This is a genomic window from Paraburkholderia suaedae (genome assembly GCF_040812055.1).
In the GTDB taxonomy this organism is placed as follows: Bacteria; Pseudomonadota; Gammaproteobacteria; order Burkholderiales; family Burkholderiaceae; genus Paraburkholderia.
Genome location: NZ_JBFOAH010000010.1, coordinates 26446 through 41263 on the forward strand (window position 1 = coordinate 26446; position 14818 = coordinate 41263).

General features: G+C 63.3%; 20 protein-coding genes, 1 tRNA gene and 1 riboswitch. Of the genes, 14 read left to right on the forward strand and 7 right to left on the reverse strand.

Translation table 11 applies throughout. The features are described from left to right. The first annotated feature begins 5 nt into the window (after positions 1 to 5). The 3 genes from ABQJ48_RS15710 (at position 6) to ABQJ48_RS15720 (ending at position 1466) form a co-directional block, all read left to right on the forward strand. A complete protein-coding gene (locus tag ABQJ48_RS15710) occupies positions 6 to 308 on the forward strand; it encodes an ElaB/YgaM/YqjD family protein (protein WP_091796641.1) in 303 nt (100 codons plus the stop codon). A 131-nt stretch (positions 309 to 439) separates the two neighbouring features. Beyond that, positions 440 to 826 carry a phage holin family protein gene (locus ABQJ48_RS15715; RefSeq protein WP_367838929.1) on the forward strand — a complete coding sequence of 129 codons (387 nt, stop codon included), beginning with the start codon at positions 440 to 442 and terminating at the stop codon, positions 824 to 826. Between the two features lie 172 nt (positions 827 to 998). Then, the gene (locus ABQJ48_RS15720; RefSeq protein ID WP_367838930.1) at positions 999 to 1466 is read left to right on the forward strand and encodes a DUF3318 domain-containing protein; all 468 of its coding nucleotides are present in this window, start codon (positions 999 to 1001) and stop codon (positions 1464 to 1466) included. Positions 1467 to 1584: 118 nt separating this feature from the next. On the opposite strand, the gene ABQJ48_RS15725 is transcribed toward ABQJ48_RS15720, so the two are convergent. From ABQJ48_RS15725 to glyA, 7 genes are all read right to left on the reverse strand, one after another. Beyond that, complete coding sequence (locus tag ABQJ48_RS15725; protein WP_367838931.1) at positions 1585 to 2016, reverse strand: type IV pilin protein; 432 nt, start codon at positions 2014 to 2016, stop codon at positions 1585 to 1587. A gap of 10 nt (positions 2017 to 2026) precedes the next feature. After that, on the reverse strand, positions 2027 to 2509 hold the full coding sequence (locus tag ABQJ48_RS15730; protein ID WP_367838932.1) for a pilus assembly PilX family protein: 483 nt from the start codon (positions 2507 to 2509) through the stop codon (positions 2027 to 2029). A 125-nt stretch (positions 2510 to 2634) separates the two neighbouring features. After that, positions 2635 to 3444, reverse strand: a complete 810-nt coding sequence (locus tag ABQJ48_RS15735; protein ID WP_367838933.1) for a PilW family protein — start codon at positions 3442 to 3444, stop codon at positions 2635 to 2637. Then, positions 3441 to 3866: a type IV pilus modification PilV family protein gene (locus ABQJ48_RS15740; protein WP_367839090.1), complete on the reverse strand. Its 426-nt coding sequence runs from the start codon at positions 3864 to 3866 to the stop codon at positions 3441 to 3443. Before ABQJ48_RS15740 ends, ABQJ48_RS15735 begins: the two co-directional genes overlap by 4 nt. A 14-nt stretch (positions 3867 to 3880) precedes the next feature. Continuing rightward, complete coding sequence (locus ABQJ48_RS15745; protein ID WP_473094140.1) at positions 3881 to 4447, reverse strand: GspH/FimT family pseudopilin; 567 nt, start codon at positions 4445 to 4447, stop codon at positions 3881 to 3883. A gap of 196 nt (positions 4448 to 4643) precedes the next feature. After that, positions 4644 to 5126: a transcriptional regulator NrdR gene (nrdR, locus tag ABQJ48_RS15750; RefSeq protein ID WP_367838935.1), complete on the reverse strand. Its 483-nt coding sequence runs from the start codon at positions 5124 to 5126 to the stop codon at positions 4644 to 4646. A gap of 6 nt (positions 5127 to 5132) precedes the next feature. Next, positions 5133 to 6380, reverse strand: coding sequence for a serine hydroxymethyltransferase (glyA, locus tag ABQJ48_RS15755; RefSeq protein ID WP_367838936.1), 1248 nt, complete (start codon positions 6378 to 6380; stop codon positions 5133 to 5135). 166 nt (positions 6381 to 6546) lie between these two features. Then, positions 6547 to 6655, reverse strand: a riboswitch (ZMP/ZTP riboswitch). Between the two features lie 244 nt (positions 6656 to 6899). Here glyA and ydfG point away from each other — a divergent pair. The 11 genes from ydfG to ABQJ48_RS15810 all read left to right on the forward strand — a co-directional run bounded on the left by ydfG (position 6900) and on the right by ABQJ48_RS15810 (position 14557). After that, a complete protein-coding gene (gene ydfG / locus ABQJ48_RS15760; RefSeq protein WP_367838937.1) occupies positions 6900 to 7646 on the forward strand; it encodes a bifunctional NADP-dependent 3-hydroxy acid dehydrogenase/3-hydroxypropionate dehydrogenase YdfG in 747 nt (248 codons plus the stop codon). A gap of 69 nt (positions 7647 to 7715) precedes the next feature. Further along, on the forward strand, positions 7716 to 8195 hold the full coding sequence (ybgC, locus tag ABQJ48_RS15765; protein ID WP_367839091.1) for a tol-pal system-associated acyl-CoA thioesterase: 480 nt from the start codon (positions 7716 to 7718) through the stop codon (positions 8193 to 8195). Positions 8196 to 8352: 157 nt separating this feature from the next. Further along, entirely contained in the window at positions 8353 to 9030 is a 678-nt protein-coding gene (gene tolQ, locus ABQJ48_RS15770; RefSeq protein ID WP_012431821.1) for a protein TolQ, read from the forward strand. Positions 9031 to 9040: 10 nt separating this feature from the next. After that, on the forward strand, positions 9041 to 9487 hold the full coding sequence (tolR, locus tag ABQJ48_RS15775; protein WP_367838938.1) for a protein TolR: 447 nt from the start codon (positions 9041 to 9043) through the stop codon (positions 9485 to 9487). Continuing rightward, positions 9484 to 10515, forward strand: a complete 1032-nt coding sequence (gene tolA, locus ABQJ48_RS15780; protein ID WP_367838939.1) for a cell envelope integrity protein TolA — start codon at positions 9484 to 9486, stop codon at positions 10513 to 10515. Before tolR ends, tolA begins: the two co-directional genes overlap by 4 nt. A gap of 139 nt (positions 10516 to 10654) precedes the next feature. After that, positions 10655 to 11947, forward strand: coding sequence for a Tol-Pal system beta propeller repeat protein TolB (gene tolB / locus ABQJ48_RS15785; RefSeq protein ID WP_367838940.1), 1293 nt, complete (start codon positions 10655 to 10657; stop codon positions 11945 to 11947). A 32-nt stretch (positions 11948 to 11979) separates the two neighbouring features. Next, positions 11980 to 12489: a peptidoglycan-associated lipoprotein Pal gene (gene pal / locus ABQJ48_RS15790; protein ID WP_367838941.1), complete on the forward strand. Its 510-nt coding sequence runs from the start codon at positions 11980 to 11982 to the stop codon at positions 12487 to 12489. A gap of 20 nt (positions 12490 to 12509) precedes the next feature. Then, positions 12510 to 13259 carry a tol-pal system protein YbgF gene (ybgF, locus tag ABQJ48_RS15795; protein WP_367838942.1) on the forward strand — a complete coding sequence of 250 codons (750 nt, stop codon included), beginning with the start codon at positions 12510 to 12512 and terminating at the stop codon, positions 13257 to 13259. A 185-nt stretch (positions 13260 to 13444) separates the two neighbouring features. Continuing rightward, positions 13445 to 13520: transfer RNA gene (locus ABQJ48_RS15800), tRNA-Lys, on the forward strand. 116 nt (positions 13521 to 13636) lie between these two features. Continuing rightward, positions 13637 to 14110 (forward strand): hypothetical protein, encoded by a 474-nt coding sequence (locus tag ABQJ48_RS15805; RefSeq protein ID WP_367838943.1) that lies wholly within the window; start codon positions 13637 to 13639, stop codon positions 14108 to 14110. A 72-nt stretch (positions 14111 to 14182) separates the two neighbouring features. Continuing rightward, positions 14183 to 14557, forward strand: coding sequence for a hypothetical protein (locus ABQJ48_RS15810; protein WP_367838944.1), 375 nt, complete (start codon positions 14183 to 14185; stop codon positions 14555 to 14557). Positions 14558 to 14818: the final 261 nt, after the last annotated feature.

A 14818-nucleotide genomic window follows, 5' to 3' on the forward strand; every position in this document is an offset into this window, starting at 1 on the left:
TGTCAATGTCGGAAGTCAACAAGGAGAGATTGATGTCGGATATCAAAACCGTCCTCGCAGACGCTGAAGATCTGCTGAAACAGGCCGCGAGCGCCACCGGCGAGCGCGCCTCGGAACTGCGCGAAACGGCGCTTACGCGTCTTAAGCAGGCAAGGGAAAAGGCGGCCGACGTACAGGTGGTGGTGGTCGAAAAAGGCAAGAAGGCTGCGCGCGCCACCGACGATTACGTCCACGAGCATCCATGGGCATCCATCGGAATTGCCGCGGGCGCCGGCGTGCTGCTGGGCCTGCTGATCAACCGCAAGTAACGCTGATGTGGTTGCCGGGTGATTGATGTCCGGCGCATCAGCGAATCGAGTTGACCGGCGCATGCCTGGCCGGTCCACTTCTCTCGGCGTGCATGTTCGCACGCGCCCCTCTACGCGCAATGCCCACAGCCATGACGATCGAAACACAATCGCAGCGCGCAGAACAGAGTCCATTGCGCCGCATCGTTGGTTCCGTGTTTGCCATTCTCCAAACGCGGCTTGAATTGGTCGGCATCGAAATCGCTGAAGAGAAAGACCGTCTGCTCGGTGTGCTGTTTCTGGGCCTGGCCGCGATGATGCTTGCCACCATGGCGCTGATCGCCCTCACCGCGCTGATCGCCATCGCGTTCTGGGACACCTACCGATGGCAAGCACTCGCCGGCATCACCGCGGTGTACGCGATAGCGGGGCTCGCCTGTGCGCTGAAGGCGCGCAGCGGTTTGCGCAATGCGCCAATGGTGTTCGAGGCGACCATCGCCGAGTTCGAAAAAGACCGCGACGCGTTTCGGAAGCCTTGACACAGCGGATGTGAGGGGTAGGTATTTGGCGCGTTTTTTTGCTTCGGCTTGGGCTTGGGCTCGATCAAGAGAGAGTCTCAGGCATTGTGCTGAGTCCTATCGCAGTGTCTGTGTTTGCAGTGTCCGTTTGCAGCCTCATTAGCCGTCCCACCTTCATCGCCGCCGACATGCCATGAGCCAGACCCACTCCGATACCGCATTCCGTAACCAGCGCCATCCGGGCAAACAACTGAGCGCGCCGCATTTGCGAGCGCTACGCAAGGAACTGCTGATGGTGCGAGCAGACGTCGAGCGCATGGAACTGGTTCAGGCGACTGTCGAATTGCGACAGGCAGTCACGCACTTCAGCTGGCTTAAATTCATCTTGCCGGGCTTCGGCGGGTTGCGCGTGGGCAAGGGGTCGAAGGCGGGCATCATTAACGCAGGCACCATCGGCGCGCTACTCAAACAGTACCCGGTGATCAGTTCGATCGCTTCCATTCTGCTCGCCAAGCCGTTGCGCACCACCGTCGTAGCGGGTGCAAAGCCAGTCCTCAAGTGGGGCAGCATTGGGCTAGCCGCCTGGGAAGCATATCGGATCTGGCAGCAGATCAAGCGCGATTCCGCTGTGGATGCGGCTACTCGCGCGCAGGGTGAATGACGGATCGCGGGTTTTGAGGCGGCGGCGGGGCGGTTGGGGACGTGCGGCGGGCTGGTCGCGCCGGGTCGCTCAGTCGCAAGGTGTCTCCGAATCTCCGAGTTGCTAAATCGCCAGGTCGCTAAGTCGCGTTCCAGCATTCATTGCTGGCCGGCGTCGCACCGCCCACCTCGCTTTTGTTGCCCCGCTGCCCTGTCGCATCGAGTGTAAATGTGCCGCACGGGTCATCGCGCATTGGGCCGGAGTTACCCGGCGCCGCCTCGATCGAATAGCCGCCGTTTGCGTCGTCAGCAGGCAGCACCCGCAAACGATATATCGCGCTGCCGAATTGCGGCGCCTGGTCGAGTCCCGGCGGCAACGCCGGCACACCATCGCTTGCGGCTCCCTCGACAAATTGCGCCGCGCGATACAGCGCGGATGCCGCGTCGATGCGATGCGTTCGCGCTACGTGATTGCGATAGGACGGCACGGCAAATACGGCCAGGATGGCCGCTATCGCCAACGCGATCATCAGTTCAAGCAGCGTGAACGCGGATGTGTATGACGTCCTCATGGCCCCCCCATCAAAATGGCCTGGCGACGACCCGCCGCCAGTGCCGTTCAACCGTCTCGCCGTCGATGACAAGTTCCAGTTGCAGCCAGACCTGCGAGTCGCTGGTCCGGCCGAAGCCGCGCGCCGTCAGCAAGTAGGCCTGAGCATCCGCACGGTTCGATAAGCGCCAGGCTTCGGTCAGGCATTGCGGAGCACGGACCGACCCGGGCCATTGGGCGAATGGCGTGACTGCGCCCGCTTCAAATGCGCTTTGGAGTTTCCATTGAACCGGCTCGCCGGACGCAGCCTGGGGCGGCGCAGACGCGTCAGCGTCGGCCGCTGCCGAGACGGCGCGGCGCGCGCACGAAGTCAGCGCCGAATCCGCGGCGTGGAAAGCTTGCAAATAGTCGCGGACGTTGGCCGCCGCACGCGTCGCCGCGAGCGACGTTTCGAACCAGACCGCCGACGTCGTCAGCATCATGGCCGACATCAGCAGCACGATTGGCAGAACCACGCCGCGATGACGAGCACGTGACGAATGACACCGGCGATCGACGCGCGGCGAGTGCCGCGGTACGTCGTGAAGTCGACGATGCCGCGCATCCGTGCGACGACGCCCGGCCATTTGGGTGTGCGTCGTCACGAGCTAAGCGCCGTCTGATTGCGCAACGCCACGCGCCGCGAAAAGGTTTGCCGCGGCCGCAGGTCGGCGCCGAGCACGCTCAAGCCGTCGCAATCGACATAACGCGAGCGCTGCCCCTGTGGCGCGCCGCGCACGAGCACGCACAGATCGACAGCAACTACCGCCGCCCATTGATCAGCGGACAGCGCCGACGCGGCTATCGGATCCTGCGCGCCGGCCAACCAGTACTTGACCCGCAAGCTCTCGACACCTTCGACGAGCGGTTGCGCGGACGCCCCGTTGCCATTGCCCTGGCAGTAAAGCTCCGGCTCGCCAGTCGATCCGCTGAGGTTCGCGAAGTACCGGTTGACGATCAGCACGCCTTGGTCGGCGGGCACGGCGGTGGTGGCTGTCACGGATTGTCCAAGACAATCGGTTGCCTGCCCGCTCGTCGATTGCCACGTGGACACACTATCTCCGACGTAGCGCACCACGACACCGTCGGAGCCATTCGACAACTTCGTGCAAGCAAGGCTGTCGTCGGCGCCCGTGGGCCGGCCGCCCGAACAGCCGAACAATGGCGGTGGACCGTCGTAGCGCACGGTGTCCGCGGGCGTAAAGCCGGCCATTTGCAGTTGCTGACCGATCAGCGTGAGCGCGGTCAAACCCGCCTCGCGGATTCGCATCGCATTGCTCGCGTATTCGAACGCGCGTCGCTGCGTCGTGTAGAGCGATACGGCGGCCGCCGTCACGACCAGTCCCAGCGCCATCGCGATCACGAGTTCGAGTAGCGTATGACCACGGGCGCACTGCCGGCGCCGCGTCATGGTGCGAAGGCCAGCGCGACGCACGAAGAGCCGGCGGGAACATTCGCTGTGCCACAAAACTCCGGTTTGTCGATCACGTCGGCGGCGGGCGGCATGTCGCGCACGGAAGTCCATGTCACAAGCGCCGCGGCTACGCCGGCGCTTGCCGTCACGGAGGCTTCGCCGTGCGGCAAGAGAATGCCTGCACGGGCATTCCACTGCCTCGTTGCGGCGTCGTCGGCGGCGGCATACGTGGCTTCGGCGATCGAGTCCGCGATCCAGGTTGCGTGTTCGCGCATCGATACGGCACGGGCTTCGCGCACGATCCATAGCTGAGCGGCAATCAAGCCGAGCGCTGTCACCGCCATCAACGCGACCGCAAGCATGACTTCGAGCAGCGAACTGCCGCGACACCTCAGTGCGCAGCGACGCCCGCGCCGCATCGGTGAATTACGGGTCACGACGCCGCTCCACACGCACCCTCGGAAAGCCGCGCGCGTCCCCCCGCTGCAATGCTGATGCAACGTCGCCAATTGCTCCCTTGCGTCGCGCGGGTCGGCGTTTTCGGCGCGACGTCGAAACTGCGAAAGGCGCCGATCAGTTGCCCCGCCGGTGGCGTGAAGGTGAGATTCGTCTGCACGCCAGTGACGCTTACCGCGGCAAGCGGCGGCTGTGCTCGAAGCAGCGACAGCGCGCCGCCCTGCTCCGCCAGCACGGCCCAGCCGCAGGACCAGTCGGTGACGCCATTCGCGCACGGCTGTCCCGCGGCGAGGCACGCTCGCGCCGCATCGGTCCTGCACACTGTGACGCGCGCGCCGCGTCGCAATGCCTCGCTGCGCGCATAGGCGAGCGTCGAGATCAGCGCCTTCGCCCGCGCGTCGACCTGATCGCGCACGTGCCACGCCACGAACGACGGTGTCGCCATGAGCGCGATCACCGCTAGCAGCGCGACCACGGTCAGCGTTTCGACAAGCGTAAAGCCGCCCCGCGGCGAGCCCAAGACCACATCGCATTTCATCTGCATCCCTAAGCTTTCGAAGAATGCAGTCAATCTAACGACCTGAGCGCGACTCGACAATCGGCCGAATGGCCAGGTGGCACTCGGGTGCTATCGGGCGTAAGAATGCACGCGACGAACCATCATCGAGCGGGAGATACGGATGCGACAAACAACGCGTGCAGCAGCGCAGGCAGAACAGCAACCCGCGGCGCGACTGCGGTCAACGCTTGCGTGGGGGCTTGGGCGGAGAAGAAGCGCGGCGAAATTCTTCGATCACGTCTTCGAATTCGGAGACGTCTTCAAAGCGCCGGTAGACGGATGCGAAACGAACGTAGGCAATGGTGTCGAGCGCGCGCAACTCGTTCATGACGAGTTCGCCGAGCCGGTCGCTGCGGACCTCGCGCTCGCCGCTGCCAAGCAACTGATACTCGATGCGGGCAACCGCCGCCTCGATCGCGTCCGCAGCCACCGGGCGCTTGCGCAGCGCCAGTTGCATACTCGCGACGATCTTGCGGCGGTCGAATTCGGTGCGGCTGCCATCCTTCTTGACGACCGACGGCAACGCCAGCTCGACCCGCTCATACGTCGTGAAACGTTTGTCGCAGGCCGGGCAGCGGCGGCGCCGGCGAATCGTCGCGCCGTCTTCGGATACGCGCGAGTCGACGACTTGCGTATCGGCGTGGCGGCAGAAGGGGCAATGCATGACGGCTTAGCGGTAGACCGGGAAGCGTTGGGTCAGCTCGGCAACCTGCCCGCGCACCCGGTCGATCGTCGCGGCGTCTTCCGGGTTGTCCAGCACGTCGGCAATCAGGTTACCGACCAACTCGGCTTCCTTCACGCCAAAGCCGCGCGTGGTCATGGCCGGCGAGCCGAGCCGCACGCCGCTCGTCACGAAGGGCTTTTCCGGATCGTTCGGGATCGCGTTCTTGTTCACCGTGATGTGCGCCGCGCCGAGCGCCGCTTCGGCAGCCTTGCCGGTAATCTTTTTCGCGCGCAGGTCGACCAGCATTACGTGGCTTTCCGTGCGGCCCGAGACGATGCGCAGACCGCGCTTGACCAGCGTTTCAGCCAGCACCCGCGCGTTCTCGACGACTTGCTGCTGATATGCCTTGAATTCCGGCGAGAGCGCTTCCTTGAACGCGACGGCCTTCCCGGCGATCACGTGCATCAGCGGACCGCCCTGAATGCCCGGGAAGATGGCCGAGTTGATCTGCTTTTCGAACTCGGCTTTCATCAGGATCACGCCGCCGCGCGGGCCACGCAGGCTCTTGTGCGTCGTGGTGGTGACGAAGTCGGCGTGCGGCACCGGGTTGGGGTACACGCCCGCGGCGATCAGGCCAGCGTAGTGCGCCATGTCGACCATGAAGTACGCGCCAACCGACTTGGCAATCTTCGAAAGGCGTTCAAAGTCGATGCGCAACGCGAATGCGGACGCGCCAGCCACGATCAGCTTCGGCTTGTGTTCCTGCGCCAGCTTCTGAGCGGCTTCGTAGTCGATGTCTTCGGCTTCGTCCAGCCCGTAGCTCACCACCTTGAACCACTTGCCAGACATGTTGACCGGCGAGCCGTGGGTGAGGTGGCCGCCGTGCGCGAGGCTCATGCCCATGATCGTGTCGCCCGGCTTGAGCATCGCGAAGAACACGCCCTGGTTCGCCTGCGAGCCGGAATTCGGCTGCACGTTGGCGGCTTCGGCGCCGAACAGTTGCTTCACACGGTCGATGGCCAGCTGCTCGGCCACGTCGACGTATTCGCAGCCGCCGTAGTAGCGCTTGCCCGGATACCCTTCGGCGTACTTGTTGGTGAGTTGGGAGCCTTGTGCAGCCATCACAGCGGGGCTCGTGTAGTTTTCCGACGCGATCAGTTCGATGTGCTCTTCCTGACGGCGGTTCTCCTGCTCGATGACCTTCCAGAGTTCAGGATCGACATTGGCGATGGTACTTTGGGCTCTGTCAAACATACGGATTCCGTTGAGAGTGTTCAGGTTAACCGGATCATGCGCCGAATCTTGCGTAGAGGGTACGCAGCGCTGCTGGCGGCTGGGCCAGCCTTGACGTGGCGAACGGAGAGTCACCGCACACGCGAGGCAGGACAGCCACCGTCAGCGCAAATCAATGCGCGCGGATCACGGCTGCCCAGGCGAACGGCAAAACGGCACCCTGTGCTTCACGGTGGGTTGTTCCACCTTGGACCCGATTGCACGAATCGGGTCTATCGCCAGTCACACAGGGTCGAGCGCGTTAGTTTATTGGAAGAGGGTCGAATAGGCAACCGGCTTGCCGGGGCCCCGGCGCGCGGCGGCTACGGCGGCGGGGCCTGCCGCGACGCCGCCCCGCACAGCGCGCGAGCGCCCGCCAATGGGCCCGGCATTCGTGGCGCGCCGCTGCAGCCGCGGCGGATCCGGCTGGCTCATCCTTGCCGCAGCGCCGCATTGCAAGTAGGCTTCGGGCCTTTCTCTCTTACCAGCCAGGGAATTGCAATGATCGTGTTCGTCACCGGAGCGTCCGCGGGATTCGGCGCCGCCATCGCTCGCGCCTTCGTCAAAGGCGGCCATCGCGTCGTCGCCACGGCGCGCCGCAAAGACCGCCTGCACGCACTCGCCGACGAACTCGGCGACGCGCTGCTGCCGTACGAACTCGACGTGCGCGACAGTGCCGCCGTCGCCGCGGCGCCCGCCGCACTGCCGGCCGCATTCGCGGCGATCGACGTGCTGGTCAACAACGCCGGCCTCGCGCTCGGTATCGAGCCGGCCCACAAGGCGAGCCTCGACGACTGGAACACGATGATCGAGACCAACTGCACCGGACTCGTGCAGGTCACGCATGCGCTGCTGCCGGGGATGCTCGAACGCAATCGCGGGCATATCTTCAACCTGGGCTCCGCGGCCGGCCGGTGGCCTTACGCCGGCGGCAACGTGTACGGCGCCACCAAGGCATTCGTGCGCCAGTTCACCCTGAACCTGCGGGCCGATCTCGCCGGCACGGCGCTGCGCGTCACCGACATCGAGCCTGGCCTGTGCGGCGGCACCGAATTCTCCAACGTGCGCTTTCGCGGCGACCATGAAAAAGCCGACAAGGTGTACGAAAACGTCCAGCCGCTGACGCCCGAAGACATCGCGGATTCGATCTACTGGATTTCTAACCGCCCGGCGCACGTGAACATCAACACGATCGAGCTGATGCCTATCGCACAATCGTTCGCCGGATTGTCGATTCATCGTGGCTGACGCCCGCCGCACACCCGCCAGACAAGGCGCACACTTTGAAACAGACCCCGGAGTGTGCGTTCCGGTAAAATGCGCCGCATGAATATGTCGACCAGCCAGCCTGGCACGGAAATCGGCTACATGTGGCCGATCCGCGTGTACTACGAAGACACGGATGCCGGGGGCATCGTGTTTTACGCCAACTACCTGAAATTTTTCGAGCGGGCACGCACCGAATGGCTGCGCGCGTGCGGCATCGACCAGCGCCGCCTCGCGGACGAAACGGGGGCGATTTTCATCGTGCGCAGCACCGCACTCGACTACCGGGCGCCGGCGCGGCTTGACGACGTCATCAAGATCGTCAGCCGGATCGAGCGTCTTGGCAGGGCTTCGGTAGACTTCGCCCAGGAAGCGTGGCGTGACGGTACGCTGCTCGCAACCGGTGCAATCCGGATTGGCTGCGTCGAGCGCATCAGGCTGCGGCCGACTGCGATTCCGCCACCGGTGATCGCCGCCTTGCGGGACGGCCCCCAGGTGAATCGCAGCGGCATGTCAACGAACGAAGTGTGAACCCCGTTGTTACGGGGCCAGTGAACTGATACCGATCAAGCAGCACAAAGCATCGTTCGGCTTGCGACACTCGCCGATGCTTCCGTTTTGCCAACGGTAAGCTTCGAACGGTCTTGCAGCCGGACGCCCCCGTCCCGGGACGTTAAAACGAATCTTTATGAACACTACACAAGATCTGTCGATCGTTTCATTAGTACTCAATGCGAGCCTGCTGGCACAGGCCGTCATGGCCCTTCTGCTGTTGCTGTCGCTGCTGTCGTGGACTTTCATTTTCCGCAAGTGGTTTGCGATCCGCCGCGCGCGCGCGCAAACTGAGCGCTTCGAACGCGATTTCTGGTCGGGCGGCGATCTGCAGGCGCTCTATCAAAGCGCGGCCAACAACCGCCACACGATCGGCGCGCTCGAGCGGATTTTCGAGTCCGGCATGCGCGAGTTCCTCAAGGGCAAGGAAAAACGCCTGAACGATTCGGGTGCAATTCTCGACGGCGCACGGCGCGCCATGCGAGCCGCGTTCCAGCGTGAAATGGATGTGCTCGAAGCCAATCTGGCATTTCTCGCGTCGGTCGGTTCGGTCAGTCCTTATATCGGTTTGTTCGGCACGGTGTGGGGCATCATGAATGCGTTCCGCGGTCTCGCCAACGTTCAGCAGGCTACGCTTGCGAACGTCGCGCCGGGCATCGCCGAAGCACTGACGGCCACGGCAATCGGTCTGTTCGCCGCGATTCCGGCGGTGGTCGCCTACAACCGCTACGCACACGACATCGACCGTCTGGCGATCCGCTTCGAAACCTTCATCGAAGAGTTTTCGAACATCCTGCAGCGCCAGGCACAGTAAGGAGTCCACGATGGCAGGCTCTCGCTCCTCCAGCATGCGCGGCTCGCGCTCGCGCCGCGCGATGGCCGACATCAACGTCGTACCGTACATCGACGTGATGCTCGTGCTGCTCGTGATCTTCATGGTGACCGCGCCTCTGGTTGCTCCGTCGATCGTCAATCTGCCGACCGTCGGCGGCGCCGCGCCTCAGCAGCAAACCCCGCCGGTCATCGTGAACATTCGGGCCGACGGCAACATGAGCGTCAAGTACAAGGACGATTCCGGCGCACAGCAGCAAGAAAATATGTCCAAGGCGGGCCTTGCCGGGTTCATCGCCGACCGGGCGCAATCGCACCCTGACCAGCCCGTCGTGATCGCAGCCGACAAAACCGTGAAGTACGAAGTCGTGATGAACGTGATGTCCGAGTTGAAAGCCGAGGGCGTCAAGCGTGTTGGATTGCTCGTCAAATCGCAATGATCCGCAAGCACTCCGACTACCCGCTCCAGCCACCGCGTGAACGCGGCACCGGGCGAGCGTTTGCGTTCGCGCTGGTGATGCATGCGCTGCTCGGGTTCTTCCTGTATCACGGCATTCAGTGGCAAAACAGTACGCCCGAAGGCGCCGAAGCCGAACTGTGGACCGAGGTGCCCGACACGGCGATCCCGCATCCGGTCGCGCCATCCCCGCCCGCGCCCGTCGCCCCTGCCCCGCGGCTGCGCGACGAGCAGGCCGACATCGCGCTGCAGGAGAAAAAGCGCCAGCAGCAGCAAGCGGCTCGCGAAGCGCAACTGGCCGAGCAACAGCGTCAGCAGAAGCTGCAGGCACAGCAGGAAGCCGAGGCCAAACGTGAGCAGCAACTCGCGGCGGACCAGGCGGCGCAGAAAGCCGCGGCAGCCAAGCTCAAACAACAGCAGCAACAGCAGGCCGAGAAGCTGAAGCAACAGCAACTGGCTGAACAGCAAAAGCAGCAGTTGAAGGAACAGCAGCAGGAACAGCAGAAGCAGCAGCTGAAAGAACAGCAGCAACAGAAGCAGGCCGAAGCCGAAGCGCAGAAAAAGGCCGAGGCGCAGAAAGCCGCGAAGGCCAAGGCGCAAGCCGACGCTGCGGCGCAAGCGAAGAAGCTCGATGCGGAGCGTCGTGCGCGGCTCGCGCAAATGCAGGGGATGGCTGGCGGCACCGGCTCGTCCAGCAACGGACTCGGCAAGAGCGGCACGGGAAGCGGCTCGGGCGGCACGGCCGCATCACCCGGTTACGCGGACAAGGTGCGTCGCGCGGTGCGCCCGAACATTTCCTGGGGTGGCGAAACGGAAGGTCTGGAAACCGTGATCGCAGTGCGTTGTTCGCCGACCGGCACGTTGCTGAGCGCGTCGATCTCCCGTAGCAGCGGCAACGCCGCGTGGGACGCCGCCGCGCTGCGCGCCGTTCAGCGCTCCGATCCGATGCCTCTGGACACGAACGGCAAGGCACCGGAAAGCTTCCTGATTACGTTGCGTCCTGCAGGTTGATTGCAGCAGTTTGACAGTCCGCTGACGGCAGACGCCGCGCCGGATTCCGCGTGGCATGCTCGGGAACGAATTAGGCGTTTTCCGGTCTCTCTGCTGTCGCGAAGTGTTAGTAAAACCGTTTTTGGGGAATCCATACAGCATGAGTTTGATGACCAAGCCAGGCCTGCGGACGCTCGTAGCATCGTGCCTGATCGCCGTTGGCGGCGCCGCCAACGCACAACTGAACGTCCTCGTGACGGGCGTCGGGTCCACCCAGTTTCCAATCGCCACGGCCAACTTCGCCAATGAGGCGAACTCGCCGCAGCAGGTCAGCACGATCGTGCGTCAGGATCTGCAACGCAGCGGCAAATTCACGAACATCGACGCGGGCTCAACGCCAGTGTCGGAAACGGATTCCGTCGACCTCGGCAGTTGGAAGGCCAAGGGTGCGAATGCATTCGTGGCGGGCAGCGTCAATCGCCTGCCGAACGGACGTTACGAGGTGCGCTTCAAGCTGTACGACACCGTCAAGGGTGAAAGCCTCGGCGGTCTGGTACTGGTGAGCCCCGAAAGCGGCCTGCGCATGAGCGCGCACAAGGTAGCGGACTACATCTACGCGAAACTGATGGGCGGCCGCGGCGTGTTCGCCACACGCCTGTCGTACGTCATCAAGACGGGCGGGCGCTACCAGTTGCAGATTTCCGACTCGGACGGCCAGGACGCGCACATCGCGCTGTCGAGCCCGGAGCCGATCATCTCGCCCGCGTGGTCGCCTGACGGCACGAAGGTCGCCTACGTGTCGTTCGAGAGGAAAAAGCCGATCGTCTACATCCACGATCTGCCCACGGGCCGTCGCGTGATCGTGTCGGATCAGAAGGGCAACAACAGTGCGCCTGCGTGGTCGCCCGACGGTCGCACGCTCGCCGTCGCTCTCTCGCGCACCGGCAATACCCAGATCTTCGCCGTCAATGCCGACGGCAGCGGCCTGCGTCGTCTCACGCAAGGCAGCTCGATCGACACCGAGCCGACCTACTCTCCTGACGGCCAGTCGATCTATTTCACCAGCGACCGTGGCGGCGCACCGCAAATCTACAAAATGCCGGCCCAGGGCGAAAGCGCAGGCGCCGCACAACGCGTCACGTTCACGGGCAACTACAACACCAGCCCGCGCGTGAGCCCGGATGGCAAGGAGCTCGCTTATATCTCCCGCGTCGGCGGCGCGTTCAAGCTTTATATCCAGGACCTGCAAAGCGGAACCGCCACGGGCCTGACGGACACGACACATGACGAATCGCCGAGCTTCGCGGCGAACGGTCAGTACATTCTTTACGCCACACAGGTGAACGGCCGTGGCGTGTTGGCCGCAGTATCGACCGATGGTCGCACTCGGCAGGTCCTGTCCGTTCAGGGCGGCAGCGTACGCGAGCCGTCCTGGGGCCCGTTTATGCAATAACGTTGATGCAATAACACAAGGAGAGTAACCAAATGATGTCTAAGTTCCGTATCGCATTTGCTGTACTGATGGTCGGCGCGCTGGCCGCGTGTCATTCGGGCGTCAAGCTCGACGAAAACGCCAACAAGGGCGGCGCGGTCTCGACCCAGCCGAACCCTAACGATGTCGCGCAGGTCAACGTCGACCCGCTGAACGATCCGAACAGCCCGCTTGCCAAGCGCAGCATCTATTTCGATTTCGACAGCTACTCGGTCAAGGACGACTACCAGCCGCTGCTGCAACAACACGCGCAATACCTGAAGGGCCATCCGCAGCGTCACGTCCTGATCCAGGGCAACACCGACGAGCGCGGCACCAGCGAATACAATCTGGCACTCGGCCAGAAGCGTGCTGAAGCCGTGCGTCGTTCGCTCGCGCTGATGGGCGTGACCGACTCGCAAATGGAAGCCGTGAGCCTCGGCAAGGAAAAGCCGCAAGCCACGGGTCATGACGAAGCGTCGTGGGCACAGAACCGCCGCGCCGACCTCGTGTATCAACAGTAAGTCAACAGGTGATGAGCCGCATGACGCATCGTTTCTCCTGGCTGCGGTTTGCCGCAGCGGCCTGCATCGCGGGGACGGCCTTTACGGCTGTGCCTGCGCACGCGGGTATCTTCGACGACGATCAGGCCCGCCAGGCCATTCTCGATCTGCGCTCGAAGACCGATAGTTTGTCGAGCCAGCTGTCGGCCGCACAACGCACGATCCTCGATCAGTCCAACCGCCTCGACCAGCTCAATCAGCAGGTCGCGACGCTGCGCGGACAGAACGAGGACATGGCCAATCAGCTCTCCACGCTGCAAAAGCAGCAGAAGGACTACTACACCGATCTGGATACGCGCCTGAAGAAATTCGAGCCGCAGCAACAGACGGTGGACGGCGTCCAGGGCGAGGTGCAGCCGGGCGAAACCGATTCCTTCAATGCGGCTTCGCAGCAGTTCCGCAGCGGCGACTTCAAGAACGCGGCGGCGTCGTTCCGCGCCTTCATCTCGAAGTATCCGAACAGCCCTTACCAGCCGACCGCGCAGTACTGGCTGGGCAATGCGCTGTATGCGCTGCGCGATTACAAGGGTTCGACGGCTGTCTGGCAAGGTGTGGTGAAGAACTACCCGCAGCATCCGCGTGCGCCGGAAGCGCTGCTGGCTATCGCCAACAATCAGCTTGAACAAGGGCAGAAGGCTGCGGCCAAAAAGACGCTCGAGCAGATCGTCGCGCAATATGCCGGTTCGGATGTGGCGCAGTCGGCTCAAAGCAAGCTGTCGCAAATCAAGTAGCCTGATCCGCTTGAGTTGTTCTGTTCGCAGTAACGCGCCGTGTCCGAGGTCATAGCCACGCGCGCCTCTCGCTGGAAAGCCCGGGTAGTGATGCCCGGGCTTTTCATTATCTGAAGTGTCGATGGCAGCAGCGGGCCCATTCTTGACAGGTCCGGAGGCCGTCGATATAATTTCGCTTCTCTTTTGGGTCGTTAGCTCAGCTGGTAGAGCAGCGGACTTTTAATCCGTTGGTCACAGGTTCGAATCCCGTACGGCCTACCAAAAGATTTAAGGGCTTGCACGCGTTTGCGTGCAAGCCCTTTTTCTTTTGTGGCGCCCGTTTGCGCTTTAACGCCGCACGGATGCTCTCATTCCACGCGGTTTCCAATGAGGTGCCCATGAGTGCTTCAATGGGTCCTGGTCGAGTAGCACGATCGAACGGAGCAAGCCGGCGCAGGGCCACACAGCAGCATGAAGCGCCCGCCACGGAAACCGCAGACAGCGGCGATGGCAAACACCATAAAGCCCGGCAGAAAGCCGGCGTCCGTGCAGAAGCAGCGTGGTTAGAGGCACGCGCATCCGACCGGGATTCTTTGACGCGCGGGCGCGTCATCTTCCCTCGGCATTGGCCGCACAAACTTCATTTGGCTCGCGGTGAAGAGCGCAAAAAAACCGTCCTGGCGCAAGTGCGTTTTATACGCATTCCTCACAATTCGATCGACACATTCCCATACCGCACTTCGCAACACCGCAGCGGCCAAGCCAACATTTCCACACAGCCACTGGGCGGTGACGGCAGCCGCTCCCGCTTCGTCAAAACCAGCAAGTTTATCGAGACGAAAAGATGTGCAATGATCGCCGCCGCCCGATGACCACCTACCGGGACCGCGCGTCATCAGACGCTTCGGCCACACTGCGGCGCCTTGCGCTTTCATTGAACCAATATGTCCAATTTTCTGTTCGACGTCGTCTCGAACCTCGCGTTGCTCGCGGCCGCTTTGCTTGTGTGCAGCCTGTATAACCGGCTCACCGCCGGCCCTGCGGTGAACGGCGCATACGTGTTCGCGGCGCTGGCAATTGCCGCGCTGGCGCTAGACGCGGCGCTGACCTTCCTGGTGTTTGCCGACGCGCAAAACCGTTACGGGCAATTCAGCAGGCCAGTCGCGTTTTGCCAGCGTGCCGCCGCGTACCTGTTCTCTATCGTTGCCGGTTTCGCATGGCAGTCCATCGCACGCCGCAAAAACGCCGCGCGGGTGCGCGCCGACAAGGCGCTCGTCATTCGCACGTCGCCCTACTCCGAATCGCATCTGCACATGTGAGCCACTGCGCGTCAATGCGCGTGTAAGCGCAACGGAAGCCCGCCAAGCCGCGCCGCAAAACGCACGAGCAAGCCACGATCGCACTGTCCCGCGCATTGCGAACTCAGCGAGTGCCCCATCCTTGCTCGCTGCCACCCAAGCGCCCAGTCGTTCCCGCCAGGCCGGGCCTTCGATCACCGGGAACGGTCCTTGCCCATGCGCGCGCCGTCGTCTATAACTCCCGAAGCCGAGTGTGACCATCGCGTCCGTCGTCGGGCATTT